We start from the raw sequence: 23,046 nt of genomic DNA, 5'->3' as shown, positions 1-23,046 counted from the left end.
TGCCTGGAAGTCACGCCCGTGTTTCATTTAAACACGGGCGTGTTTTTTTGTGAAGATACGTTTCTGTAGTTTCTGATGGTAACTTCGCATCCAGCCAGCGCGCTGGGAAAGCGCATGAAACAGTGTTTGTTTTTGCCTTTGCGACGGAAAATTATTATGTATTACCGATACATTATTTTCTATTTTCTATCTCGAAATACCCATAAACTCCGTGCGGCTTTGCGCCGATGATGCGCAGGCATATGCATGCCCGCAGTGCCGGGGCTTTTGCAGGTGTGCTGAGGTAAGTCAATGTCAGGCTTGGATTTTTTCGGGATGCTGCCGATGGCGATGCACGTGCTCGCGGCGCGCAAGCCAGCGGACAAGCAGGCAAATATTGCGATGGATGGATTAGCCCGGAAATTGGGGTGTAATCCGTTTATTTGCCGCCAGTATTGAGATGTTTTAATCAAATAAATAAATTCATATTAATGTCTCAGGTTGATCGATTGGACACGTTTAGCCATCGTCTGCGCAACGCAAGAATGCTTCAGGGATGGACTCAAAAGGACTTGGCAGTCGCAAGCAATCTGTCGCAAAGCGCCATCGGCAACTACGAAAGCGGGCAACGCCTGCAACCCTCAAGCGATGCTCTCATCAAGCTGACCCGCGCGCTGCGCGTCAGCCCGATGTGGTTGAGCACCGGTGAGGGGCCGATGCTGAATTCCGGTTATGCCGAGCCGCCGCCCGCTCACGCCGGCGAATGTGCGCCCCAGCCCGCCTGGCCTTTCGAGTCCGTGTCGTACGCGACCTATGCGCGCTTGAGCTCGCAGGAAAAGCGGCAGATCGAGCTGGTGTTGGCGGCCTATATCAAGGCGCGCGGCGAATAGTCTCAGGGCGCGCGGCGAATAGTCCCGATAGGTTGGGCCGCGCTTGGCGGACGCCGCTGTGCGTCCGGCACCGGGGCCAGCACGTCGGCGGCCTGTTTTCCGCGATTGCGCAAACGGCTGCGCAAGCGTTCCACCGGGTCCGCAATCAAGCCATTCAGCAATGCCGAGAATCCGATACAGCCCGCAATCACCAGCGCCGAGAACAACATGGGCTGGTGCATTTCAACGTCGTTGAGCAGCCAGCTGAAGAACATGATCACCAGCGAATGGCAGATATAAATCGGATAGCTCAATTCACCGATCGCCTTGTCCAGCCGATGGCGCGACTGAAACAGGAACGCCAGCGGCAGCAGCGCCGCGAACAGCAGAACGGCCATGGCGTCGCGCACGGTGTGGTTCAGGCCAATCGAAAAATGAACCATGCAGTAGACGACGAGCACGGCGGTGCCCACTTCCGGCAGCCGGTTGAAGCGGCGCATCCACGCTTTGCAGCGGGGCAGCAGCACCTGGTGGGACAGCGAGCCAATCAGGAACAGCGCCAGTTCTGTTGGGAAAAAGCGGTAGGTCCAGGGGTCGGAGAGGCCGATGCCGGTCACGATCAGCACGGCGCGTAGCGCCAGTGATGCGGCCAGCAACGCTAGCAGGCGGCGCGGCGAGCCCAGCACAAAGGGCGCGACCAGATAGAAGCTCATCTCAACGCCCAGCGTCCATGCCTGTGGCACCAGCAGCCCTTGATACAGCGGCACCTCGCTGTGCGCGAAGCTGCCGGTAAAGGACAGGGCCGAATGCTCGATGCCGAAGAACATCAGCCAGTCCTGGCCGAAGATGAACAAGTTCGACAGCACCAGGAACAGGTCAGCGGAAAAGGGCAGGGCGTCGTAGAAGCGGAAGAACGCGCCGCCGGAGACGACATGGGCGACGAGCGTCATGGCGGCTACCGCCAGATAGATGGGGAACAGGCGCAGGAAGCGATTGGCGTAGAACTTGCCGGTGGCGGCCTGATACGTGTCTGTTGCCGTCAGCACATAGGAAATCAAAAATCCGGAAATCACATAAAACAGTTGTACCGCCAGCCGGCCGCCGACCAGGTGGTCGGCATAGCCGCCGCCCAGGTGGTCCAGCACCACTGATAGCGCAAGTAAGGTTCTCAAAAAGCCCATCGCCGTGTCTCCCGGTAGTCTTATCGTTTTGGCCTCTTGGGCCGGACACCTGCGCCTGCAATGTTGCTGTGATCAGCTTCTATCCCTGTGCTGCCAGGGCCGGCCGGATGCGTGGTCTGCACTGATTCTGCGCGCGGGTGCCGGGGGCCGCTATGCGGCATTCGATTCAGCACCCTGCATCATCTGCGTTAGCGCCGGAATGGGAATTGCTGCTTTTGGATACGGCTGTAGGGGGGAGAACGCGGGACGTTCTGGCCCGGCCCCGGTTACAGTCGGGGGTGTGAAATTCAAAGGAGTCTCAACCATGCTTACCCATATGTCTTCGCGTTGCCGGCTGCTTTGCCTGAGCCTTCTGACCGTCGCGCTGGCGGGCTGCGCGGGGTCCACCGGGGGCGCGCGCCCGGAAGGCGCCGCGGCGGCCAATGCCGCAAGCAGCAAGGACTCATTGGCGCAGACCAGCTGGGAGCTGGTGCGCTGGACGCAAAAAGGCGGTGCGCTGCGCGATATTCCGCATGGCGACAACGGTGAACCGGTGCGCCTGACCTTTCTGGCGCAAGGCAAGGAGTACCGCGCCAACGGCTTTTCGGGCTGCAACCGTTACATGGGCACGTACAAGCTGCAAAGCGGCAAGTTGTTCATCGATGCTCCAGCCACGACCCGCATGGCCTGCCCCTCGCCGGAACGCGCCAAGCTGGAAGCCGACTACCTGCGCGGCCTGACCACCATCGACACGTTCACGTTGGATAGTGGCGGCGCCCCGCGGCATCTGACCTTCAATCTGCGCGGTGGCGATGTGCTGGAGTTTGAGCGCCGTCAGGACCCTCCGACCCCGTAAAGCCGGTCGAACGCCGTAAGCCCTATAAGCCCAAATGCGCTAAGGCCTGTGAGCCCCATAAGGCCCAGGCCCATCAGCCCTAAGCCCTGTCAGCCCCGCCCCGTATGCCTCGTAAATACTCCCTATACGCCCCTGGAGATTCCAGGACGTCCCATTCCGCCTTGCTGCGCTGGCTGGCGCCTTGCGTGTTGTCGGTTGGCCTGGCCGCCTGCGCCTCGTCACCGCCGCGCGCGGCGGATGGGCAGGACCCCCGCTTCCAGCCGGCCTCGGCGTCCGACATCCTGGCGCAGACCAGCTGGGATCTGGCCCGCTGGACCCTGCCGGGCGGCGGCCTGCGCACCATCCCGCATCCGTCCACAGATTCCCGTCCACTGACGGCCAGCTTTGTCCATGACCAGGGCGCGCCCCGCATGTCCGGCTTTGCCGGCTGCAACCAGTACAACGCGCCGTACACGGTCGCCAATGGCCAGCTGATCGTGCGGGCGAATCCGGTTGCCACGATGATGGCCTGCGCCCCACAGAACATGCAGCTGGAACAGGACTTCCTGGCCGGCCTGACCCGCATCACCGCCACGTCGGTGGACAACACCAACAACCCGCAGCGCATGACGTGGGTGCTGAGCTCGGGCGACACGCTGGACTTCGGCCGCCGCGCCGACCCCGTGGCAGGCGGCAGCGCCGGCCCGACGAAGCTGGTCTACGTGAACGCCGAGCGCGTGCCGTGCAACGCTGGCGCCGGCCGCGCCATGTGCTACCAGGTGCGCGACAGCGCCTCGCAACCGTGGCAGCTCTGGTACGGCGACATCACCGGCTTCAATTTCCAGCCGGGCATCCGCTACCGGCTGCGCGTGGTCGAAGCCGCCGACCCGTACCCGCCCGCCGGCGCCTCGACCGTGCGCTGGGTGCTGGACGCCGTGATCGAGCAGGAAATCGTCTCGCGTTGAGCAGGATCAAGGCGGGCGCTGGGCGGGGCGGCCCGCCCAGCGATTACTATTACGGGCTTCGCCGTCCGCATTTTCTTGCTTTGCCATGACTTCCGTCGTCAATATCGCCGCCTACAAATTCGTTTCGCTGGACTCCCTGCCCGAGCTGCGCGCCCGCCTGCTGGCGCTTGCCGGCGACGGCGCGCTCAAGGGCACCATCCTGCTGGCCGAAGAAGGCATCAATCTGTTCCTGGCCGGCTCGGCCGCGAGCATCGACACCTTCTTGCAGGCGCTGCGCGCCGATCCGCGTTTCGCCGATCTGGAAGTCAAATTCAGCCATAGCGAAGGCGTGCCGTTTCGCAAATTGCTCGTCAAGATCAAGCGCGAAATCATCCGCATGGACCACCCCACCATCCGCCCCGAAGCGGGCCGCGCGCCGGGCGTAGACGCCCGGACGGTCGCGCGCTGGCTGGAGCAGGGCGTGGACGACGCCGGACGCCCCGTCGTCATGCTGGACACCCGCAACGCGTTCGAAGTGGACGAAGGCACCTTCAAGAACGCCATCGATTGGCGTATTGACCGCTTCACGCAATTCCCCGCCGCCGTGCAGGCGCACCGCGCCGAACTCGAAGGCAAAACCATTGTCAGCTTCTGCACCGGCGGCATCCGCTGCGAGAAAGCCGCCATCTACATGAACGAAGCCGGCATCCCGAACGTGTACCAACTGGATGGCGGCATCCTCAAGTACTTCGAGGAAACGGGCGGCCCGGGCTACGAAGGCAAGTGCTTCGTCTTCGACGAACGCCACTCGCTGGATCCGGGGTTGGCGCCTAGCAAGTAATGCTTGCTGCGGTCGATACGGACGTGAGTTCGTCTGATTTGCCGTGCCGTCTCGCCCTTTAATGCAAGCTGGCGCAGTACCTTTCCCATCTGGTGATGACCAATCAGGAGGGAACCATGACCACGCCCCGAATTTCATGCCGCACCGCTGCGGTGAAAGCACGTCGCAGTAGGTGTGTGCGACGGATGGTGCTCGCCGCCGCGGCGCATCCCACGACTACACGGCGCAGATCAATCGTGGATCTGCTCGCTATGCCAAGCGCTGCCGGCATTGAAATCGAGCTTCCGTTTCGCCGCAGGCCTGCCAACGTTGCGGGTCGTGTGTGACCTTCATCTTGGATACGAACGTGGTGTCAGAACTGCGCAAGGTGCCCCTGGGTAAAGCCTATGCACCGGTCGCGCGGTGGGCTGACAGCGTGGATATTTCCGATCTCTATGTGTCGGTGATTACTGTCCACGAACTTGAAGTTGGCGTGCTCCGCCTGGAGCGCCGCGACCCGCTTCAAGGGGCCGTGCTTAGAAAATGGTTTGATCGCCATGTCCTGCCGGCCTTTGATGGCCGGGTGCTGCCGGTCGATGGTGCGGTTGCACTGCGCGGCGCGCAGCTTCACGTTCCAACAGTCCAGCCCTTGTCCGACGGTCTCATCGCCGCGACCGCCTTGGTTCACGGCATGACCGTTGTCACACGAGACGCCGCCGATTTTCTGCCTTGTGGCGTCAACGTCCTCAACCCATGGCAAGGCGATAGCCTTGCGTCCGTCAGCCCATAAAAAAAGGCCAGCTCGCTGATCCTGCGCGAGCTGGCCTTTTTGGCCGTGAATGGCGTACGCGATTAGCGCACGCGCATGCCGGGCTTGGCGCCGGGGAACGGTTCCAGCACGTAGATGCCGGCGTCGATGGCTTCATCCGCGTGGCTGGCGGCCAGCACCATGCCTTCGGACACGCCGAACTTCATCTTGCGCGGGGCCAGGTTGGCGACCATGACGGTCAGCTTGCCGATCAGGTCTTCCGGCTGGTAGGCCGACTTGATGCCCGAGAACACGTTGCGATGGCGGCCTTCGCCCACATCCAGCGTCAAGCGCAGCAGCTTGGTCGAGCCTTCGACGTGTTCGCAGTTGACGATCTGCGCAATGCGCAGGTCGACGCGGGCGAAGTCGTCGATAGAGATCGTCTCGGCCACCGGTTCGCCACCAGGCACCACCACGGGGGCGGCGGGCGGTTCGAACAGGTCTTCCAGCATTTGCGGTTCGACGCGTTGCATCAGGTGCTTGAACGGCGCCACGCGCTGCGGCAGCACGGCGGCGTCGGCCCAGGTGAACGGGGCTTGCGCGCCGAAGAGTTCCAGCGCGACGCGCTCGGCCAGCGACGGCAGCACGGGGGCCAGCATCACGGACAGCGCCTTGAAGCCCGCCAGCGAACGCGAGCAGATGTCTTGCAGCGCGGCCTTTTGCGCGTCGTCTGCGGTGGCGATGCCCTTGGCCAGCACCCACGGTTGGGCCGTGTCGAACGCCTGGTTGATGCGGTCGGCGTAGGCCATGATTTCGCGGATGGCGCGGTTGTATTCGCGGGCCTCGAAGGCGGCGCGGATGGATTCGGCCTGCTCGGCATATTCCGCCGACAGCGCGGCGGTGTCGCCGGAATAGCCCAGCACGCCGTCGAAGTGCTTCGTGATGAAGCTGGCGGCGCGGCTGGCGATGTTGACGTACTTGCCGACCAGGTCGCTGTTGACGCGGGCGATGAAGTCTTCAGGGTTGAAGTCCATGTCTTCAACCCGGGCGTTCAGCTTGGCGGCGATGTAATAGCGCATCCATTCGGCGTTCATGCCGATTTCCAGGTAGCGCAGCGGCGAAATGCCGGTGCCGCGGCTCTTGGACATCTTTTCACCGCTGACAGTGATGAAACCGTGCACGTTTACGGCGTCCGGCGTCTTGCGGCCGGCGAACTTCAGCATGGCGGGCCAGAACAGCGCGTGGAAGTACACGATGTCCTTGCCGATGAAGTGCACTTGTTCGGTGGTGCCGTTGGGGTCAAGCAGGGCGTCGAAATCCAGGCCCTTGACCTCGCAGTACGACTTCAGCGACGCCAGGTAGCCCACCGGCGCGTCCAGCCACACGTAGAAGTACTTGCCCGGCGCATCGGGAATTTCGATGCCGAAGTAGGGCGCGTCGCGCGAGATGTCCCAGTCGCCGAGTTTGGCTTCGCCGTCTTCGGCGCCCAGCCATTCGCGGGTCTTGGCCAGCATTTCGGGCTGCAAGTGCTTGCCGCCGTTGGCGTTGGAACCCGTCGTCCATTGCTGCAGGAATTCCACGCAGCGCGGGTCGGACAGCTTGAAGAAAAAGTGGTCGGACGACTTCAGCACCGGGGTGGCGCCGGTCAGCGCCGAGTACGGGTTGATGAGCTCGGTGGGCGCGTAGACCGCGCCGCAGACTTCGCAGGAATCGCCGTATTGATCTTTCGCGTGGCACTTCGGGCATTCGCCCTTGATGTAGCGGTCGGCCAGGAACATGCCCTTGACCGGATCGTAGAACTGCTCGATGGAGCGGGTTTCGATCAGGTTCTGGGCCTTCAGCGCGCGGTAGATGTCGTGCGACAGCGCCACGTTCTCGGCGGAATCCGTGGAATGCCAGTGATCAAAACGGATATGGAAGCCGTTCAGGTACTGCGGCCGTTCGGCCGCGTAGCGGGCGACCAGCGCCTGCGGCGTGATGCCTTCCTTTTCGGCCTTCAACATGATCGGCGCGCCGTGCGCGTCGTCCGCGCCCACAAAGTGCACCGTGTGGCCCGCCATTCGCATCGAACGAACCCAGATATCAGCCTGGATGTACTCCATGATGTGGCCGATGTGGAAAGATCCGTTGGCGTAGGGCAGCGCTGTGGTGACAAAAAGGGTGCGAGACATGGTTGTCGACAGAGGTTGAGGGGAAAAGGGATTAGCCGGCCATTTTAGGACAACGGCGAAGACGTGCCCGGGCGGGTGTCCGGGAAGGCTTTGCGCTAACGACACAACCCGCCGATCGCAGGGCTGCGAATCAGGCGGGTTGAAGGGGACACGGCCAAGGCGAAGACGGCGGGCGGCTGGGGCAATGAGCCCTGGCGGCTTACCAGGCAATGGCCGGCTTGCGCCGCAGGCGGCGCAAGCGCTACGGAAATGCCGCGCTTAGCGGATTTCGCGGGCTTCGACGTCGATCACATCGCCACGCGGTTGCGTGGCGAAGGGGGCGGTGGCGGTCTGGAACGGACCCGGGCGGGCGCCTTGGCGCTGGCTCCAATAGGCGCGAACGCCGAAAGGTTTGCCGCGCACCTTGGCGACCACGTACAGGATCGCCACGGCGAGAGCCGTGGACAGCATGAAGACCAGCGCCATCGCCATACCGATCAAGGCCAGGGCGGCGAATAGGACGGCACGGAAGAAGCGGATAAGTGTGTTGGTCATGAAGGTCGGATGCAAAACGCAGCGAAAGGTTCCCGCGTATCCGCTATCCTTTAGGGGATGGCGGCCCGCAGAAGCCGCGCTGCCTACGGAACCATAGTGACATGAGTATAACGATAGAACACATCCGCGCTGCGCTGCGCGCCGCGCAAGACCCGAACACGGGATTGGACCTGGGCGTTTCTGTAAAAGATCGTGACATTCAGCTGGCGGGCGCTCGCGTGGCCCTGACGCTGGAACTCGGTTATCCCGCGGACAGCGTCCGCGAGCAGATTCAAGGCATTGCCGCCGCCGTGCTGGCCCAAGCCGGCGTGGCCGATGCGCAAGTCACCGTTACCTGGAAAGTGGCCTCGCACGCCGTGCAGAAGGGGCTGAAGCCGCTGCCCAACGTGCGCAACATTATTGCGGTGRCATCCGGCAAGGGCGGCGTGGGCAAGAGCACCACCGCCGTCAACCTGGCGCTGGCCCTGGCGGCCGAAGGCGCCAAGGTCGGGGTGCTGGACGCCGATATCTATGGCCCCAGCGTGCCGACGATGCTGGGCATTTCCGGCCGTCCGGAAAGCCTGGACAACAAAAGCATGGAGCCGCTGACGGGCCATGGCCTGCAGGCGAATTCCATCGGCTTCCTGATCGATGCCGACTCTCCCGCAATCTGGCGTGGCCCGATGGTCACGCAGGCGCTGGAACAATTGCTGCGCCAGACCAACTGGCGCGATCTGGATTACCTGATCGTCGACATGCCGCCTGGCACGGGCGACGTGGCGCTGACGCTGGCGCAGAAAGTGCCGGTGGTGGGTGCGGTCATCGTCACCACGCCGCAAGACGTGGCGTTGCTGGACGCCCGCAAGGGCTTGCGCATGTTCCAGAAGGTGGAAGTGCCGATCCTGGGCGTGGTCGAAAACATGGCCATCCATATCTGCTCGCAGTGCGGGCACGCCGAACACATCTTTGGCGAGGGCGGCGGCCAGCGCATGGCCGAGCAATATCAGACGCCGTGGCTGGGCAGCCTGCCCCTGACGCTGGCGATTCGCGAGCAAACGGACGCCGGCACGCCGACGGTGGTGTCGGATGCGGGCAGCGAAGCCGCCGCGCTTTACCGCGGCATCGCAAGAAAGCTGGCAGCGGGCGTCGCGGCGCTACCGCGCGATATGGCCGGGAAATTCCCGTCCATCGTCGTGCAGCAGCCGACCTGACGCATGCGGTGGGCAGCCCGCGCCTTTTTGGCAGGACTTTGCGTAGTGTCGGGCGAGGCGTTAGCCAAGCGCCCGGAAATCATCGTGGACCCCGGTGGCGTGCCGCCGGCCGCGTTGCAGGCGATCACCGAGGCGGTGAATGCCATTGCGCGCCTTGCCGAAGACCAAGACGGCGGTGAAATCAGCCGGCTGCGCCGGCGCGCGCGCGATGCGACGCTGGCTGCGCTGGCCACGCAGGGCTATTTCGCGCCCAAGGTAACGCTGGAAGCCGGCACCGATATCGGCGGGGAAACCTGGGATATCGGCATCGTGGCCGGCAAGCGCACGACCGTCTCGTCCGTCGACCTGACTTTCACGGGGCGCATCACGCGGCCCGAATACGCCCAGCGCGTACAGAAGCTGCGCGACGACTGGCAGCTCAAGGCGGGCCAGCCGTTCATCAATAGTGACTGGAACAAGGCCAAGGCGAACCTGCTGGACGAGGTGTCCACGCGGGATTTCATGCTGGCGCGCATGACGTCCTCGCAAGCCGAGGTGATGGCCGACACGGCGACAGCCGCCTTGCGCGTCACCATCGACAGCGGCCCGCAGGTCCGTATGGGCGAGCTGAATACGGAAGGCTTGAAGCGCGTGCCCGACAAACTGGTGCAGCGCTATGTGCGCTACTCGGTGGGCGCGGCCTACGATCAGAACCGGCTCGACACCTGGCAGCAGGATCTGCAATCCACGGCCTTTTTCCGCGGCGCTTTTGTGTCGCTGGAGCAACCTGGCGCGACGCCTCAGAAGCCCGCTGAACCGAACTCCGACCGTGCCCGCGCGCCGGGTTCGAAAGACCTTGCAGCGGCTACACCGGCCGGCGACCCGTCGGTATCCGGTGCGGTACCGCCGCCGGCCGCCGCCTATGATTCCGATGGCGAAGTGACCTTGCCCGTGCAGGTGCGAGTGGTCGAAGCGCCGCCCAAGCGCTTTACGGCGTCGCTGGGCGTGGACGACGAAGCGGGCGTGCGCGTGGAATCGCTATACCGCCAGAACGTCGTGTTCGGCCAGCCCGTCACCATGGAAACCGGCTTCAGCGTCGACCGGCTGCGCCAGCGCGCCTATGCCGACTTCCTGCTGCCGCCCACCGAGCGCGGCTACAAGGATTCCTTCGGCGTCTTGGCCGACCATTCCGATATCCAGGGGCTGGAAGTCACGCGTTACGCCTTGGGGGCGACGCGCCTGCAAGAGCGCAAGGGCGCGGGCGACAGCCGGGTCGAATACGAAACCCGCTGGGGCCTGCTGCTGGCGCAGGATCACGTGAAGATTGATGGCGGCGACGAATACACGTTGCCCACGTTGACGGCAACGGCCGAATGGCTGCGCCGCGATGTGGATAACAAGTACGACCCGCGCGAAGGCAACCTGATTGCGGTGGGCGGCGGCGTAGGCGTGACGCTGGACACCGGCGAACCCTACACCCGCGCCCGGGTGCGCGCGCAGAAGTGGTGGCCGATTGGCAAGCTCGATGTCCTGACCGTGCGCGGCGAAGTCGGCCGCGTGTGGTCCAACAGCAAGGTGCAGGTGCCTGACGATTTCGGGTTCCGCACCGGGGGCGCGCGGTCGATTCGCGGCTACAAGTATCAAAGCATCGGCGTGCAACGCGACAACGCGGTGGTGGGCGCGCCCACGCTTGTCGTCGGCAGTATTGAGTACGACCACTATTTCAATGAGCGCTGGGGCATGGGCGTCTTCGTGGACGCGGGCGATGCCGCCGAATCGTTCGGCGATATGTCGATGGCCGTGGGCTACGGCGTGGGCGCGCGCGTGCGCACGCCGGCCGGCCCGCTGTTCCTGGACCTGGCCTATGGCCAGCGCGAACGTGACCTGCGGCTGCACTTTTCGTTGGGGATCGCGTTTTGACCGTGTTGCGCAAAATCCTGCGCCAGATACTGGTGTGGTGGTTGCCCGGTTTGGCGATGCTGGCGCTGCTGGCCAGCGGATTCGTCTTCTGGCTGGTGGGCTCGCAGAACGGCACGCGGCTGCTGTTGACCACCGCCGCCCAGCAACTGAACGGGCAGGCGCTGGACGTGAAGGGGTCGTTGCTGCGCGGCGTGACCGTCGGCAAGCTGAACCTGGATGTCAGCGGCACGTATATCGACATCACCGACCTGCATCTGGACGTGCATTGGCGCGCCTTGGGCGACCGCCTGCTGCACGTGCGCGACGTGTCGGCAGGGTCGGTTCATGTGGCGTTGACCTCATCGCCCGAAACCGCTCCCGCCCAGGATGATGGCGAGCCGTTCTCGCTGCCGTCGCTGCCGGTGGACATCGCAGTTGACCGCATCGCGCTGGGAGACTTCCAGCTGGATCAGGACGGGCAGCCTTTGCCCGTCACCCTGGGCGCCCTGAGCGCCACGTTCGCGGCGGGCAAGCAGGGCGCGCAATTGCGCATCGCCAACCTGCGCGTGGGACACGAAGTGGGGCAGGCGGACGTGTCGGGCCAGGCCGAACTGCAAGGGCTGGCCGACCCCTGGCCGTTTGCGGCGCGCCTGGATGTGACGGCGCGCGGGTCGGGTCCGGATTCCCCGCTGTGCCAGGCTGACAAGCTCAGCGGCGTGTTCGATGCGCGTCCGACGGCGGGCAAGAGCGCTGACGCCAAGGCTGATCCCAAGGCCAAGGCCGATCCCAAAGTCGACCCCAAAGCCAAGTCTGAGCCCAAGGCCAAAGCCGATCCCAGGGCCGACGCCAAGGGCAAAATCGATCCCAAGACCAAGGCCGACCCCAAGGCCGACCCCAAGGCCGACCCCAAGGCCGACCCCAAGGTCGACCCCAAGGCCAAGCCGTCTTCTCAAGCCAAGCCCGCCTCGCCGTCCGAGCTGGCGGGTCCCCCCGCGCCCGCTTGCCAGGTTGTGTTGCGTGCCGACGCGGCGGGGTCGATGGATGGCATTCAGGCCAAGCTGGATGGCGCGGGCTCCGGCCTGCTGCTCGACGTGGTGGCGGATCTGGCGCCCCGCACGGCGCTGGTCCTGCGCAGCGCCAGGGCGAACGCGCAACTGCCCGACAAGTCGACCCTGACCGCGCAATTCGATCTGCAATCCGACGCCGCGCAAGGCGCTGGACGTGATCGCATCGCCGGCACCATCAGCGCCCAGCGTCTGGATCTGGCGCCATGGCTCGGGGATGCCATCCCGCCCGCGGTCCTGACCGTGCGTGGTGATGTGCAGGCCGATATCGAAAACCTGAGCCAGCTGCGGCACGCCGCTATCGACCTGCGTTTCGAGGAAGGCACTCGCTGGAACAAGCAACCGCTGACGGGCGGACTTAAAGCCCAGGTGGATATCGCCGCGGCTGTGGCGGCCGCAACCGGGACTGCGGCCCCAACTAGCACCGCAACCGGCACAGCAACCGGCACAGCAACCGGCACAGCATCCGGCACCTCACCCAGCCCCGCCACCGCCACCGCAACCGCAACCGCCACCGCAACCGCAACCGCCACCGCAACCGCAACCGCCACCGCACCCACCACCGACGCCGCCATCGACCCGCTCGCCGGGTTGCGCATTCATGGTCTGGATGTGGACCTGAAGCTAGGCCGCAACCGGGTTCAGGTGCAGGGCGAAATTGACGCCCGCGATGGCGCGTTGAGCGTGGACGCCCAGGCGCCGCAGTTGGATGCCTTCTGGCCCGGTATTCCCGGCGGCGCCGAATTGAAGGGCAAATTCACCGGCACCGTGGCCGCGCATCGGGGCGAACTGGCCGCCGGTTACACCCCTGCCAACTCGCGCGCTGGCGTGCTGGGGCAAGCGCCCGCCAAGGCCAATATCGCGTTCACCGGCGCGTGGGGCAAAGGCCCGGCGGGCCAGCCCGATGCCGCCTTGCTGGGCTGGCGCGGCACCTTTTCCAAGCTGATGGCAGATACCGCCGGGTTCGCCGTGTCGGTTGACCGGCCGGTGACGTTGGCCTTTCTGCCATCGGCCGTCGCACCCCAATGGCAATGGCAGGTCGGCCCGACCACATTGAGCCTGACGCTGCCCGGCAAGGAACGCCTGACGCTCGCGCATCAGGGGTCGCGTGGCGGCGGCAAGCGCTGGGAAACCGCAGGGCAGGCCGACAACCTCGTCATCACCGCCGCCATGGCGCGGCAAGTGATCGGCGCGGTCGACCCCGAGGCCGCCGCCAAGTTGGGCAAGGGCCAGAGCCGCGTGAACGCCGTCATCCCTGACGGCCAGCGCCGGATCGCGCTGGATCTGCTGTGGGACCTGAAGTTCGACGGCCGGCTGGGCGGCAAGGCCCGCATCTCGCGCCGGGAAGGCGATCTGCGGATTCCTGGCGACCCGCCGATTCCGCTGGGCTTAAAGGCGCTGGTGCTGGACGTGACCGCCACGCCCACGTCCGCCAACGCCAGCCGTCTGGACGCCAAGCTCAACGTGGCGACCGACAAGATGGGCACCATCAACGGCACGGGCACCGCCGTGCTGCGGGTGGACGCCAACGGCGCCATGGCGCTGGACGAACGCCAGCCGCTGCGCGCGAATCTGGATGCCGACATCGCCGACCTGGCCTGGGTCAGCCTGTTCGTAGGCGATTCGATGGAAGTGGGCGGCGCCGTCAAGGCCAACCTGCAAGCCCAAGGCACGCTGGCCGGCAAGTGGTCGGCCACCGGCACCATCCGCGGCGACAAGCTGCGCGTGGTGCGCATTGACGACGGCGTGCGCCTGATTGACGGCACCTTGTCGGCGCGTCTGGATGGCGACCGCCTGGTGCTGGACAGCCTGCGCTTTCCGTCGTCGTTGCGGGTGATGCCGGCCGAATGGCGCACCAAGGAATGGATCACCACCAACCCCGAGGCCAAGGGCGGGTACGCCGAAGCCAAGGGCCAGTGGAACTTCATCGATGGCGGCGGCGATATCAAGCTGACGCTGTACCGCTTCCCGGCGTTGCAGCGCTCGGACCGCTACGCCATGGTGTCCGGCACGATCGACCTGAAGGCCGCCATGCCGCGCATCGAAATCGTGGGGGACCTGAAGGCCGACGCAGGCTGGTTCAGCCTGGAAATCCTGCAAGGCGTGCCGTCGCTGGACGATGACGTGAAGGTCGTGCATGCCGGCCAGGACCCCACCGCCGTCTCCACGCCCCTGCAAACCAGCATGAACCTGAAGTTCGACATGGGGCCGCGCTTCTACATCACCGGCATGGGCCTGGATGCGGGGCTGCTTGGCTCCATCCAGATCCTGCTGAATGATGGCCGCCTGACGGGCGTGGGCCAGTTGCGGACCCGTGGCGGCGGCATCGAGGCCTATGGCCAGAAGCTGCGCTTAAGCCGCGGCACGCTGACTTTCCAGGGCCGGCTGGACAATCCGATTCTGGATATCGAGGCCCTGCGCACCGGTGAGCAGGTTGAAGCCGGCGTCAAGGTGGTTGGCACGGCGCAGCGCCCGCGCATTGATCTGGTGTCCTATCCGGATGTCAGCGACGTGGAAAAGCTGTCGTGGCTGCTGCTGGGACGGGGGCCGGATGAAAGCGGCAGCGATGCCGCCCTGCTGGTGTCCGTGGGCACCGCGCTGCTGGGCGGCGGCCAGCCGTTCTACAAGCAGTTCGGGCTGGACGACGTCAGCGTGCGCACGGGCGCCTTGGGCAGTTCGGGCAGCATCCTGCCTGACCGCACCGTGGCGGGCGACGTAAACCGGGACAGTGACAGCCAGCTGGCGACGCAATTCCTGGTGGCCAGCAAGTCGTTCGCCAACGGCATCACGCTAAGCGTCGAGCAGGCGCTGGCGGGCAGCGACACCGTGGGCCGCGCCAGTTACCGGCTGGCGCGCGGGTTGTCGATCGACCTGAAGGGCGGTTCGGTCAACGGGATTGCGCTGGTCTACCGGACCTTCTGGGGGAACTGAGTAAAATGGGCCCCATTCCATCCCCTTTAGCACCATTCCCACCATGAGCATCAAAAGCGACCGCTGGATCCGCCGCCAGTCCGAAGCCGGCATGATCGAACCCTTTGAACCAGGGCAGGTCCGCACGGCCAATGGCGGGCGGATCGTCAGCTACGGCACCAGCAGCTACGGCTACGACGTGCGCTGCGCCGACGAATTCAAGATTTTCACGAACATCAATTCCACCATCGTCGACCCCAAGAATTTCGACGAAGGCTCGTTCGTGGACTTCAAGGGTGATGTTTGCATCATCCCGCCGAACTCGTTTGCGCTGGCCCGTACGGTTGAATACTTCCGCATTCCGCGCAGCGTCCTGACGATCTGCCTGGGCAAAAGCACCTACGCGCGCTGCGGCATCATCGTCAACGTGACGCCGCTGGAACCCGAATGGGAAGGCCACGTCACGCTGGAATTCTCGAACACCACGCCGCTGCCCGCCAAGATTTACGCTGGCGAAGGCTGCGCGCAGATGCTGTTCCTGGAAAGCGATGAAGTGTGCGAGACGTCTTACGCCGATCGTGGCGGCAAGTATCAGGGCCAGCGCGGCGTCACGCTGCCGCGTACCTGATTCCTTAGCGTTGTGGCGCGGGGGCGGGGCGCAGGTAGTCGATGTCCCATTCGCTTTCGCCGGTCTGGATGAATCCGTGCCGGCGGTAGAAGCGGTTCGAATCGCTGTCCCGCAACGCGCCGACGGACACCGGCAGCCCCTGGCTGTCGGCGTCTTGCAGAATCCTTTGCATGACCTGGCTGCCCAGGCCTGCGCTTTGCGCCGCGGGCGTGATGTACAGATGGTCCAGCCGCAAGCCCTCGCCGTCTGGCCGCAGGGCATAAAACCCCACCCGTTGTCCGCTGTGTTCGATCCACCAGGTGTGTTCGGGCCGGAAGGTGCTGCGTAGCCGCGAGCGGGCGCGTTCAGGATCAAAGCGGCCCAGCCGTTGCAGGCTGTCGCGCATGGCATCGATGCGCAAGTCCGCCAGCGCATCGAAATCGGCATCGGATACCGCTTGGAACCGCAAGCCGTTATCCGCCAGCTCGTCATAGCCCTGGCCCAGGAATTGCAGGATGCAGATGCCGTGGCCGTAGGGGTCGCTCAGGTGCGCGATGCGGCCCCAGGCGTGTGTGGACGCCGGGTCTTCCAAGCGGGCGCCCGCCGCCACGGCCTGGCTGACCGCAAGGTCCACGTCTTCCACCACCACGTCCAGATGCACGGGCGTCCAGTGGCGCGCGTAGTCGCGCGTCTGGCCCGTTGCGCTGGCGGCTGGCGTGCCTGCGGCTTTTTCCAGCAGGTAGATGGGAGCGCTTGCCCCAAGCATTTCCGCAGCCTTCGGACCCAGCCGCCGATGCAGCGTCAAGCCGAATGCGCGGGCGTAAAAGTCGACGGCGTGTTCAAGATCGGGCACATCGATATTGATCAGGAGCTGCATGGGGTCTTTCCTTCGGAATCATTCCTTTGGGCGGGACAAAAACATATCACGGGCGCCACGCCAGGGGGTGTGCGGCTTGCGGCCAAATAAGTGGGCTAAACAAAGCGGCTAAACAAAGCGGATAAACAAGGCGGCTAAAGAAACCGCTACGCGCAACCGTAAAAAGAATATATGTGTTTGCCGATTTGGCGACGTCATCTCTGCAAGCTGAGCAAGGCCCCGACCCGTGCGTTACCCCCATATTCCCTGGCTGCCCCTGTTGTTTTATCCCGCGCTGCCAGTGGCCGCCGCGGTCGGCCTCATGCTGTGGCGTGAATGGCCGCCCGCGTTGACGCTGATCGTGCCGTTCGTGCCGTGGGTGATGGCGCTGATCGGCGCGGCGATCTGCCTGATGTACCAACGCTCGCAGACGATGGCGCTGATGCTATGCGTGCTGGCCGCCACCGCCATCTGGCCAACGCTCGCGCGGCAAGCGCCGTGGGCCTTGGGGCCCGCGCTGGCCTGGTGGTCGTTGGCGTACACAATCAATGCGCTCTGGTCCGAGCGGTCCAGTATGTGGCTCGACATGGTGCTGCGCATCGCGCTGATGGCGGTGGGCGTGGCGGCGATTGCGCTTATTGGCAAGGATGGCCTGACCGATGTGTTTGGCACCATGGCGTTGCAGGGCAAGCTTGCGCGCCTGGGCGTGCCCGTCGAAGCGCTTGCGGCGTTGCTGGTGACGGGCCTCACATTGACCTTGTTGCTGTTGCGCTATGGGCGCCCGCAGCAGGCGGGCCAATGGCTGGGCTTTGTCTGCATGGCCTGGGCCTTGCCGCGTGGGGCGGAACATCCCATTGAACTGGCGTTGATGTCGGCCGCAGCGCTGACGGCGCTGTGCATCTCGCTGGCGCACGAAGGTTTCCACATGGCGTTCCGCGACGAGCTGACCGGCCTGCCGGGCCGGCGCGCGCTGAACGAACGCCTGCAACGCATGGGCCGCGTCTACACGTTGGCGATGGCCGACGTGGATCACTTCAAGGCGTTCAACGACACGCACGGACACGACGTGGGCGATCAGGTGTTGCGCATGGTGGCGTCGCAACTGCGCCGTGTGCCGGGCGGCGGGCAGGCGTACCGTTATGGCGGCGAAGAGTTCACGCTGGTGTTCCCGGGCAAGACCGCCGCCGAAAGCATGCCGCATCTGGAAACGGTGCGGCGCGCCATCGAGGCCTATCAGATGCGCTTGCGCGACAAACCCGCGCGGCCCAAGGCGGACCAGGTCGGCCTGCGCCGCCGGGGCGGACGCGGCGGACGCAATTCGCGGCCGTTGCGGGTCACGGTCAGCATTGGCGTGGCCGAACGCGGTGACGCCTTGCGCGCGCCGGACGCGGTAATCAAGGCGGCCGACCAGGCGCTTTACAAAGCCAAGGACGGCGGCCGCAACCAGGTGTGCGCGTATGGCGCGCGCCGCAGCCGGGCGGCAACGGCGTGAGTCTTCGCAGCCGGGCGGCAGCGGCCTGAGTCTTCGCAGCCGGTCTTCAGCGGCCTGAGTTTCCCCAGCCGCCATCAACGCGGCGCCGCCTACTTGCCGGCCAGCGCCAGCGCCATCAGTGTTTCGTCGTAGAGCGCGTCATTCACGCACAGCGCTTCGCGTTCGCGGCCATATTCGACAAAGCCCAGGCTGGCGTACAGCGCCGTCGCCGCAGTGTTGTTGGCGGTGACGCTTAGCTGCACCTGGCGGATGCCGCGCATGGTCTGAGCATGGGCGATGGCCGCATGCATCAGCAGCCGGCCCAGCCCGCGTCCGCGATGGGTGGGCGCCACATACATGCTCCAGACGTGCGCCTTGTGGCGCATCTTCAGCTTGCGCTGACGGCCCACGCCGACCATGCCAGCCAGGGCGTCATCGACGAACACGCCAAACATCGCGCCATCATCCAGCGGCGTGATCCACCCCCGGATGTCCTCCAGTGTCAGCGTGTGTTCCTCTTCGTAACTTGATCCGAACGATTCGGGTGTTTCCACCAGCGCGTCCAGGCGCAATTGACGCAGGGGCGCGGCATCCGGGGCGGTCAGACGTCTGACAAGCGGTATGGGCATGGTCTGAGAGTGTTGGGAATACGGAACGGTTGGGCGGTTTGGGCAGTATAGGCGGGGGGCGCTTGCCTATAATGGGCCTATTGCCGCTTGCGGTTTTCACAAAGGAGCCAACGATGTTCGGTTTCCTCAAGATAAACCAGGACGCCAATCTCGACGAAGTGCAGGAAGCCTTCGTCGCCAGAGTGGCAGACGCTGCGCAAGACTTTGTCGATGCCGCCGGGACAACCGGCGCCGTGCTGGACTACTCCCTGTCCAGTGTCCATGCGCTGGACGACGCGCTAGAGGCCGCCCACCTTGGGACCTTGCCTCTGACCCCCATGCAAACCGTTGGCGCCGCCGCCTACCTGTACGAGGTCGGACGCCGCGCGCATGGCGGCTTGTACGAGGTGTGCGACGACGAAGACCCGGTTGTGCTGGTATGTGGCGACCCCGGCTCCGAAGTCTGTTTTGGCGCCATCGCCAAGATCGAGCGGCGCATCCGGGACGGGGCCACCGAGTCCATCCCCGCCTACTTCGAGCAGTTCACCACCGCCTTGCAGACCGGCGAAGCCCGCACCATTCGCTAGGTTTGCTCCCCCCGGCGCCGTTGTCTCTGTGCTGAAAGCGCCCGCTTTTGGCGCGATGACAACGGCTGTGCATGCCTTCTGGGGATTTCCCGTAGGACTGTAAGAAAAACAGCCCTACAATTCCGCCATTCCCGCTTCCCGGCGGGTGCTCGCGCCGTCTGTCATCAGGCGGATTTTTACTAGAAGTACATTCGGGCTGCGAACCGCGTCCGATCCCGCCTTGCCCCCAGGAGCGCCTGCATGAAATTCCGCTTCCCCATTTTCATCATCGACGAGGACTACCGTTCGGAGAACGCGTCCGGTTTGGGTATTCGTGCCTTGTCAGCTGCAATCGAGGCCGAGGGCGTCGAGGTGATCGGGGTGACCAGCTATGGCGACCTGAGTTCGTTCGCGCAACAGCAAAGCCGCGCCAGCGCCTTCATCCTGTCGATCGACGATGAAGAGTTCGACGTGGATTCGCCCGAGGACGTGGCCAGCGCAATCAAGAACCTGCGCATGTTCATCGGCGAGCTGCGCTTTCGCAACGCCGATATCCCCATCTATCTGTACGGTGAGACGCGCACGTCGGAACACATTCCGAACGACATCCTGCGCGAACTGCACGGCTTCATCCACATGTTCGAGGACACCCCCGAATTCGTGGCGCGCCACATCATCCGCGAAGCCCGCAGCTACGTGGATTCGCTGCCGCCGCCGTTCTTCCGGGAGCTGGTCAAGTACGCGCAAGACGGTTCGTATTCCTGGCACTGCCCCGGGCACTCGGGCGGCGTGGCGTTCCTGAAGAGCCCGGTGGGCCGCATGTTCCACCAATTCTTCGGCGAGAACATGCTGCGCGCCGACGTCTGCAACGCCGTGGACGAACTAGGCCAGTTGCTGGACCACACCGGCCCCATCGCCGAGTCCGAACTGAACGCCGCGCGCATCTTCCATGCCGACCACTGCTTCTTCGTGACCAACGGCACGTCGACGTCGAACAAGGTGGTGTGGCACGCCAACGTTGCGGCCGGCGACGTCGTGGTGGTGGACCGCAACTGCCACAAGTCGATCCTGCACGCCATTACGATGACGGGCGCGATCCCGGTGTTCCTGCGCCCCACGCGCAACCACCTGGGCATCATCGGCCCGATCCCGCTGGAAGAATTCCACCCGGACAACATCCGCAAGAAGATCGAAGCCAACCCCTTCGCACGCGAAGCGGTGAACAAGAATCCGCGCATCCTGACGCTGACGCAAAGCACGTACGACGGCGTCATCTACAACGTGGAAATGATCAAGGAACAGCTCGGCAGCTACATCGACACGCTGCACTTTGACGAAGCGTGGCTGCCGCACGCGTCGTTCCACGAGTTCTACACGGACATGCACGCGATTGGTCAGGACCGCCCGCGCAGCCAGGACGCGATGGTGTTCGCCACGCACTCCACGCACAAACTGCTGGCCGGTATTTCGCAGGCCTCGCAGATCATCGTGCAGGAATCCGAGACCCGCAAACTGGACCGCAACGTCTTCAACGAGGCGTACCTGATGCACACGTCGACCTCGCCGCAGTACGCGATCATCGCGTCGTGCGACGTGGCCGCCGCCATGATGGAGCCGCCCGGAGGCACCGCGCTGGTCGAGGAAAGCATCCGCGAAGCGCTGGACTTCCGCCGCGCCATGCGCAAGGTGGAATCGGAATTCGGCAAGAACGACTGGTGGTTCAAGGTCTGGGGCCCGAACCGTCTGGTGTCCGAAGGCATCGGCAACCGCGACGAGTGGATTCTGGAAGCCAACGACCACTGGCACGGCTTCGGCGAAATGGCCGAAGGCTTCAACATGCTGGACCCGATCAAGGCCACGGTCATCACCCCGGGGCTGGACATGTCGGGTAGCTTCGGCGAAACCGGCATTCCGGCGGCGCTGGTGTCCAAGTACCTGACCGAGCACGGCGTGGTGGTGGAAAAGACCGGCCTGTATTCGTTCTTCATCCTGTTCACCATCGGCATCACCAAGGGCCGCTGGAACACGCTGTTGACCGCCTTGCAGCAGTTCAAGGACGACTACGACCGCAACCAGCCGCTGTGGCGCATCCTGCCGGACTTCTGCCGCGTGCATCGCCGCTACGAGCGCATGGGCCTGCGCGATCTGTGCCAGGAAATCCACGAAGCCTACCGTGCGCGCGACGTCGCCCGCCTGACCACCGAGATGTACCTGAGCGACATGGTGCCGGCGCTGAAGCCGTCGGACGCCTTTGCCCGCATGGCGCACCGCGAAGTCGAACGCGTGGACATCGACAAGCTTGAAGGCCGCGTGACGGGCGTGCTGTTGACGCCGTACCCCCCGGGCATTCCGCTGCTGATTCCGGGCGAACGCTTTAACCGCACCATCGTGCAGTACCTGCAATTCGCGCGCGAATTCAACGAGCGCTTCCCGGGCTTCGAAACCTACATTCACGGCCTGGCCGACGAACCGGGTCCCGATGGCGAGAAGCGCTACTACGTTGATTGCCTGATTGAAGAATAAGGCCCGGCGGGTCTGGAGTTTCGATGTTTGATGTAGCCGTACTCGGCGCCGGCGCCGCTGGCATGATGTGTGCAGCGGTCGCCGGTCAGCGCGGCTTGCGCGTGGTGCTGGTCGACCACGCCGAGCGCCTGGCGGAGAAGATCCGCATTTCCGGCGGTGGCCGCTGCAACTTCACCAACATCGGGGCCGGACCCGCCAACTTCCTGTCCGACAATCCGCATTTCTGCCGCTCGGCCCTGTCGGCCTACACGCCGCAGGACTTTCTGGCGTTGATGAAGCGCCACCATATCGCCTGGCACGAGAAGCATCGCGGCCAGCTGTTCTGCAACGATTCCAGCGAATCCATCATCGACATGCTGCGCGCCGAGTGCGACGCGGGCAATGTGCAATGGCGCATGGGCTGCTCAGTGGCCGAGATCGGCCACGGCGAGCAGGGCTTTGAACTGCGCACCGGCCAGGGCGTGATCCGCGCGGCCAAGCTGGTGGTGGCGACAGGCGGCATGGCGATTCCGCAGTTGGGCGCCACCGACTTCGGCCTGAAGATTGCGCGCCAGTTCGGCCTGAAGGTGGTCGAACCCCGGCCGGCGCTGGTGCCCCTGACGTTTGACCCCGTGCAATGGCAGCCCATGTCCGAACTATCGGGCGTGGCGCTGGAGGTGGGCCTGCACACGGGGCAGGGCAAGACGCGCGGTGAATTCCTGGAAGACCTGCTGTTCACGCATCGGGGCTTGTCAGGCCCGGCGATCTTGCAGATTTCCAGCTACTGGAAACCCGGCGAACCCATCGTGATCGACCTGGCGCCCGGCCGCGATCTGGCCGAAGAGCTGCTGGCGTCAAAATCCGGAAACCGCCAGCAGGTGCATACCGTGCTGGCGGGCCTGTGGCCCAAACGGCTGGCCGACCGCTGGCTGCATCTGGCAGAGCAGGGCGGCAAGCCCGGCCTGGCGGCATTACGTCTGGCGGATGCGCCCGACAAAACGCTGCGCGCACTGGCGCAAGACATCCATCAATGGTCGCTCGTGCCCAGCGGCACCGCTGGCTACAAGAAGGCCGAAGTGATGCGCGGCGGCGTGGATACGCGCGGGCTGGACCAGAAATCCATGCAGGCCAAGACCACCCCCGGCCTGTATTTCATCGGCGAAGCGGTCGAYGTGACCGGCTGGCTGGGCGGCTACAACTTCCAGTGGGCCTGGGCCTCGGGCGTGGCCTGCGGGAAAGCGGTGTAAGCAGGGGGCGAGGGGCGGGCGGGATGGACCCGGCGCCCGGGCGCATCGCGCATTCCGTTGGCTCGAATTGAAACAATCCCATTGTGA

18 protein-coding genes are annotated in these 23,046 nt (G+C 64.6%); 13 read left to right on the top strand and 5 right to left on the bottom strand.

Annotation, left to right across the window (positions count from 1 at the left end):
* Positions 1–470: 470 nt before the first annotated feature.
* A complete protein-coding gene (locus AC1DSJ_RS16175) occupies positions 471–869 on the top strand; it encodes a helix-turn-helix domain-containing protein (RefSeq protein ID WP_175170942.1) in 399 nt (132 codons plus the stop codon).
* Positions 870–871: 2 nt separating this feature from the next.
* Here AC1DSJ_RS16175 and AC1DSJ_RS16170 read toward each other — a convergent pair whose 3' ends face one another.
* The gene (locus tag AC1DSJ_RS16170; protein ID WP_441371619.1) at positions 872–2,029 is read right to left on the bottom strand and encodes an acyltransferase family protein; all 1,158 of its coding nucleotides are present in this window, start codon (positions 2,027–2,029) and stop codon (positions 872–874) included.
* A gap of 304 nt (positions 2,030–2,333) precedes the next feature.
* Between AC1DSJ_RS16170 and AC1DSJ_RS16165 the strand changes: the two genes are divergently transcribed.
* The 4 genes from AC1DSJ_RS16165 (at position 2,334) to AC1DSJ_RS16150 (ending at position 5,397) form a co-directional block, all read left to right on the top strand.
* Positions 2,334–2,864 carry an META domain-containing protein gene (locus AC1DSJ_RS16165; RefSeq protein WP_156336546.1) on the top strand — a complete coding sequence of 177 codons (531 nt, stop codon included), beginning with the start codon at positions 2,334–2,336 and terminating at the stop codon, positions 2,862–2,864.
* Between the two features lie 104 nt (positions 2,865–2,968).
* Positions 2,969–3,808 carry a DUF4377 domain-containing protein gene (locus tag AC1DSJ_RS16160; RefSeq protein WP_441371618.1) on the top strand — a complete coding sequence of 280 codons (840 nt, stop codon included), beginning with the start codon at positions 2,969–2,971 and terminating at the stop codon, positions 3,806–3,808.
* 85 nt (positions 3,809–3,893) lie between these two features.
* The gene (locus tag AC1DSJ_RS16155; RefSeq protein ID WP_054423208.1) at positions 3,894–4,628 is read left to right on the top strand and encodes a sulfurtransferase; all 735 of its coding nucleotides are present in this window, start codon (positions 3,894–3,896) and stop codon (positions 4,626–4,628) included.
* A gap of 322 nt (positions 4,629–4,950) precedes the next feature.
* Positions 4,951–5,397, top strand: a complete 447-nt coding sequence (locus AC1DSJ_RS16150; RefSeq protein ID WP_082387061.1) for a type II toxin-antitoxin system VapC family toxin — start codon at positions 4,951–4,953, stop codon at positions 5,395–5,397.
* Positions 5,398–5,459: 62 nt separating this feature from the next.
* On the opposite strand, the gene metG is transcribed toward AC1DSJ_RS16150, so the two are convergent.
* Complete coding sequence (gene metG / locus AC1DSJ_RS16145; RefSeq protein WP_054423206.1) at positions 5,460–7,526, bottom strand: methionine--tRNA ligase; 2,067 nt, start codon at positions 7,524–7,526, stop codon at positions 5,460–5,462.
* A 258-nt stretch (positions 7,527–7,784) separates the two neighbouring features.
* Positions 7,785–8,060, bottom strand: coding sequence for a hypothetical protein (locus AC1DSJ_RS16140; RefSeq protein ID WP_054423363.1), 276 nt, complete (start codon positions 8,058–8,060; stop codon positions 7,785–7,787).
* Positions 8,061–8,161: 101 nt separating this feature from the next.
* Between AC1DSJ_RS16140 and apbC the strand changes: the two genes are divergently transcribed.
* The 4 genes from apbC to dcd are packed head-to-tail and all read left to right on the top strand — an operon-like array spanning position 8,162 to position 15,730.
* On the top strand, positions 8,162–9,250 hold the full coding sequence (gene apbC / locus AC1DSJ_RS16135; RefSeq protein WP_476760343.1) for an iron-sulfur cluster carrier protein ApbC: 1,089 nt from the start codon (positions 8,162–8,164) through the stop codon (positions 9,248–9,250).
* A 3-nt stretch (positions 9,251–9,253) separates the two neighbouring features.
* Positions 9,254–11,149, top strand: a complete 1,896-nt coding sequence (locus AC1DSJ_RS16130) for an autotransporter assembly complex protein TamA (protein ID WP_441371617.1) — start codon at positions 9,254–9,256, stop codon at positions 11,147–11,149.
* The gene (locus AC1DSJ_RS16125; protein ID WP_441371616.1) at positions 11,146–15,123 is read left to right on the top strand and encodes a translocation/assembly module TamB domain-containing protein; all 3,978 of its coding nucleotides are present in this window, start codon (positions 11,146–11,148) and stop codon (positions 15,121–15,123) included. The genes AC1DSJ_RS16130 and AC1DSJ_RS16125 overlap by 4 nt, the downstream gene beginning before the upstream one ends.
* Before the next feature lie 43 nt (positions 15,124–15,166).
* On the top strand, positions 15,167–15,730 hold the full coding sequence (gene dcd, locus AC1DSJ_RS16120) for a dCTP deaminase (RefSeq protein WP_054423202.1): 564 nt from the start codon (positions 15,167–15,169) through the stop codon (positions 15,728–15,730).
* A 4-nt stretch (positions 15,731–15,734) separates the two neighbouring features.
* Here dcd and AC1DSJ_RS16115 read toward each other — a convergent pair whose 3' ends face one another.
* Positions 15,735–16,586: a GNAT family N-acetyltransferase gene (locus AC1DSJ_RS16115; RefSeq protein ID WP_441371615.1), complete on the bottom strand. Its 852-nt coding sequence runs from the start codon at positions 16,584–16,586 to the stop codon at positions 15,735–15,737.
* Between the two features lie 226 nt (positions 16,587–16,812).
* On the opposite strand from AC1DSJ_RS16115, the gene AC1DSJ_RS16110 reads away from it, so the two are divergent.
* Positions 16,813–18,057: a GGDEF domain-containing protein gene (locus tag AC1DSJ_RS16110; RefSeq protein ID WP_441371614.1), complete on the top strand. Its 1,245-nt coding sequence runs from the start codon at positions 16,813–16,815 to the stop codon at positions 18,055–18,057.
* Between the two features lie 89 nt (positions 18,058–18,146).
* On the opposite strand, the gene AC1DSJ_RS16105 is transcribed toward AC1DSJ_RS16110, so the two are convergent.
* Positions 18,147–18,665, bottom strand: a complete 519-nt coding sequence (locus tag AC1DSJ_RS16105) for a GNAT family N-acetyltransferase (protein ID WP_346551554.1) — start codon at positions 18,663–18,665, stop codon at positions 18,147–18,149.
* A 113-nt stretch (positions 18,666–18,778) separates the two neighbouring features.
* Here AC1DSJ_RS16105 and AC1DSJ_RS16100 point away from each other — a divergent pair, with 113 nt between their 5' ends.
* The 3 genes from AC1DSJ_RS16100 (at position 18,779) to AC1DSJ_RS16090 (ending at position 22,959) form a co-directional block, all read left to right on the top strand.
* Positions 18,779–19,231: a hypothetical protein gene (locus AC1DSJ_RS16100; protein WP_054423198.1), complete on the top strand. Its 453-nt coding sequence runs from the start codon at positions 18,779–18,781 to the stop codon at positions 19,229–19,231.
* 240 nt (positions 19,232–19,471) lie between these two features.
* On the top strand, positions 19,472–21,733 hold the full coding sequence (locus AC1DSJ_RS16095) for an arginine/lysine/ornithine decarboxylase (protein ID WP_054423197.1): 2,262 nt from the start codon (positions 19,472–19,474) through the stop codon (positions 21,731–21,733).
* 23 nt (positions 21,734–21,756) lie between these two features.
* A complete protein-coding gene (locus tag AC1DSJ_RS16090; protein WP_054423196.1) occupies positions 21,757–22,959 on the top strand; it encodes a BaiN/RdsA family NAD(P)/FAD-dependent oxidoreductase in 1,203 nt (400 codons plus the stop codon).
* Positions 22,960–23,046 lie beyond the last annotated feature (87 nt).

It is taken from the genome of Achromobacter sp. 01N37 (assembly GCF_056399725.1).
This window is presented reverse-complemented; position numbering and strand designations above follow the sequence as displayed.

Excerpts from the sequence above, each read along its gene's own strand:
- AC1DSJ_RS16130 (WP_441371617.1), top strand. The coding sequence starts at position 9,254 with ATGCGGTGGGCAGCCCGCGCCTTTTTGGCAGGACTTTGCGTAGTGTCG.
- AC1DSJ_RS16100 (WP_054423198.1), top strand. The coding sequence starts at position 18,779 with ATGTTCGGTTTCCTCAAGATAAACCAGGACGCCAATCTCGACGAAGTG.
- AC1DSJ_RS16160 (WP_441371618.1), top strand. The coding sequence starts at position 2,969 with ATGCCTCGTAAATACTCCCTATACGCCCCTGGAGATTCCAGGACGTCC.
- dcd (WP_054423202.1), top strand. The coding sequence starts at position 15,167 with ATGAGCATCAAAAGCGACCGCTGGATCCGCCGCCAGTCCGAAGCCGGC.
- AC1DSJ_RS16170 (WP_441371619.1), bottom strand. The coding sequence starts at position 2,029 with ATGGGCTTTTTGAGAACCTTACTTGCGCTATCAGTGGTGCTGGACCAC.
- metG (WP_054423206.1), bottom strand. The coding sequence starts at position 7,526 with ATGTCTCGCACCCTTTTTGTCACCACAGCGCTGCCCTACGCCAACGGA.
- AC1DSJ_RS16165 (WP_156336546.1), top strand. The coding sequence starts at position 2,334 with ATGCTTACCCATATGTCTTCGCGTTGCCGGCTGCTTTGCCTGAGCCTT.
- AC1DSJ_RS16140 (WP_054423363.1), bottom strand. The coding sequence starts at position 8,060 with ATGACCAACACACTTATCCGCTTCTTCCGTGCCGTCCTATTCGCCGCC.
- AC1DSJ_RS16105 (WP_346551554.1), bottom strand. The coding sequence starts at position 18,665 with ATGCCCATACCGCTTGTCAGACGTCTGACCGCCCCGGATGCCGCGCCC.
- AC1DSJ_RS16175 (WP_175170942.1), top strand. The coding sequence starts at position 471 with ATGTCTCAGGTTGATCGATTGGACACGTTTAGCCATCGTCTGCGCAAC.
- AC1DSJ_RS16115 (WP_441371615.1), bottom strand. The coding sequence starts at position 16,586 with ATGCAGCTCCTGATCAATATCGATGTGCCCGATCTTGAACACGCCGTC.
- AC1DSJ_RS16095 (WP_054423197.1), top strand. The coding sequence starts at position 19,472 with ATGAAATTCCGCTTCCCCATTTTCATCATCGACGAGGACTACCGTTCG.
- AC1DSJ_RS16155 (WP_054423208.1), top strand. The coding sequence starts at position 3,894 with ATGACTTCCGTCGTCAATATCGCCGCCTACAAATTCGTTTCGCTGGAC.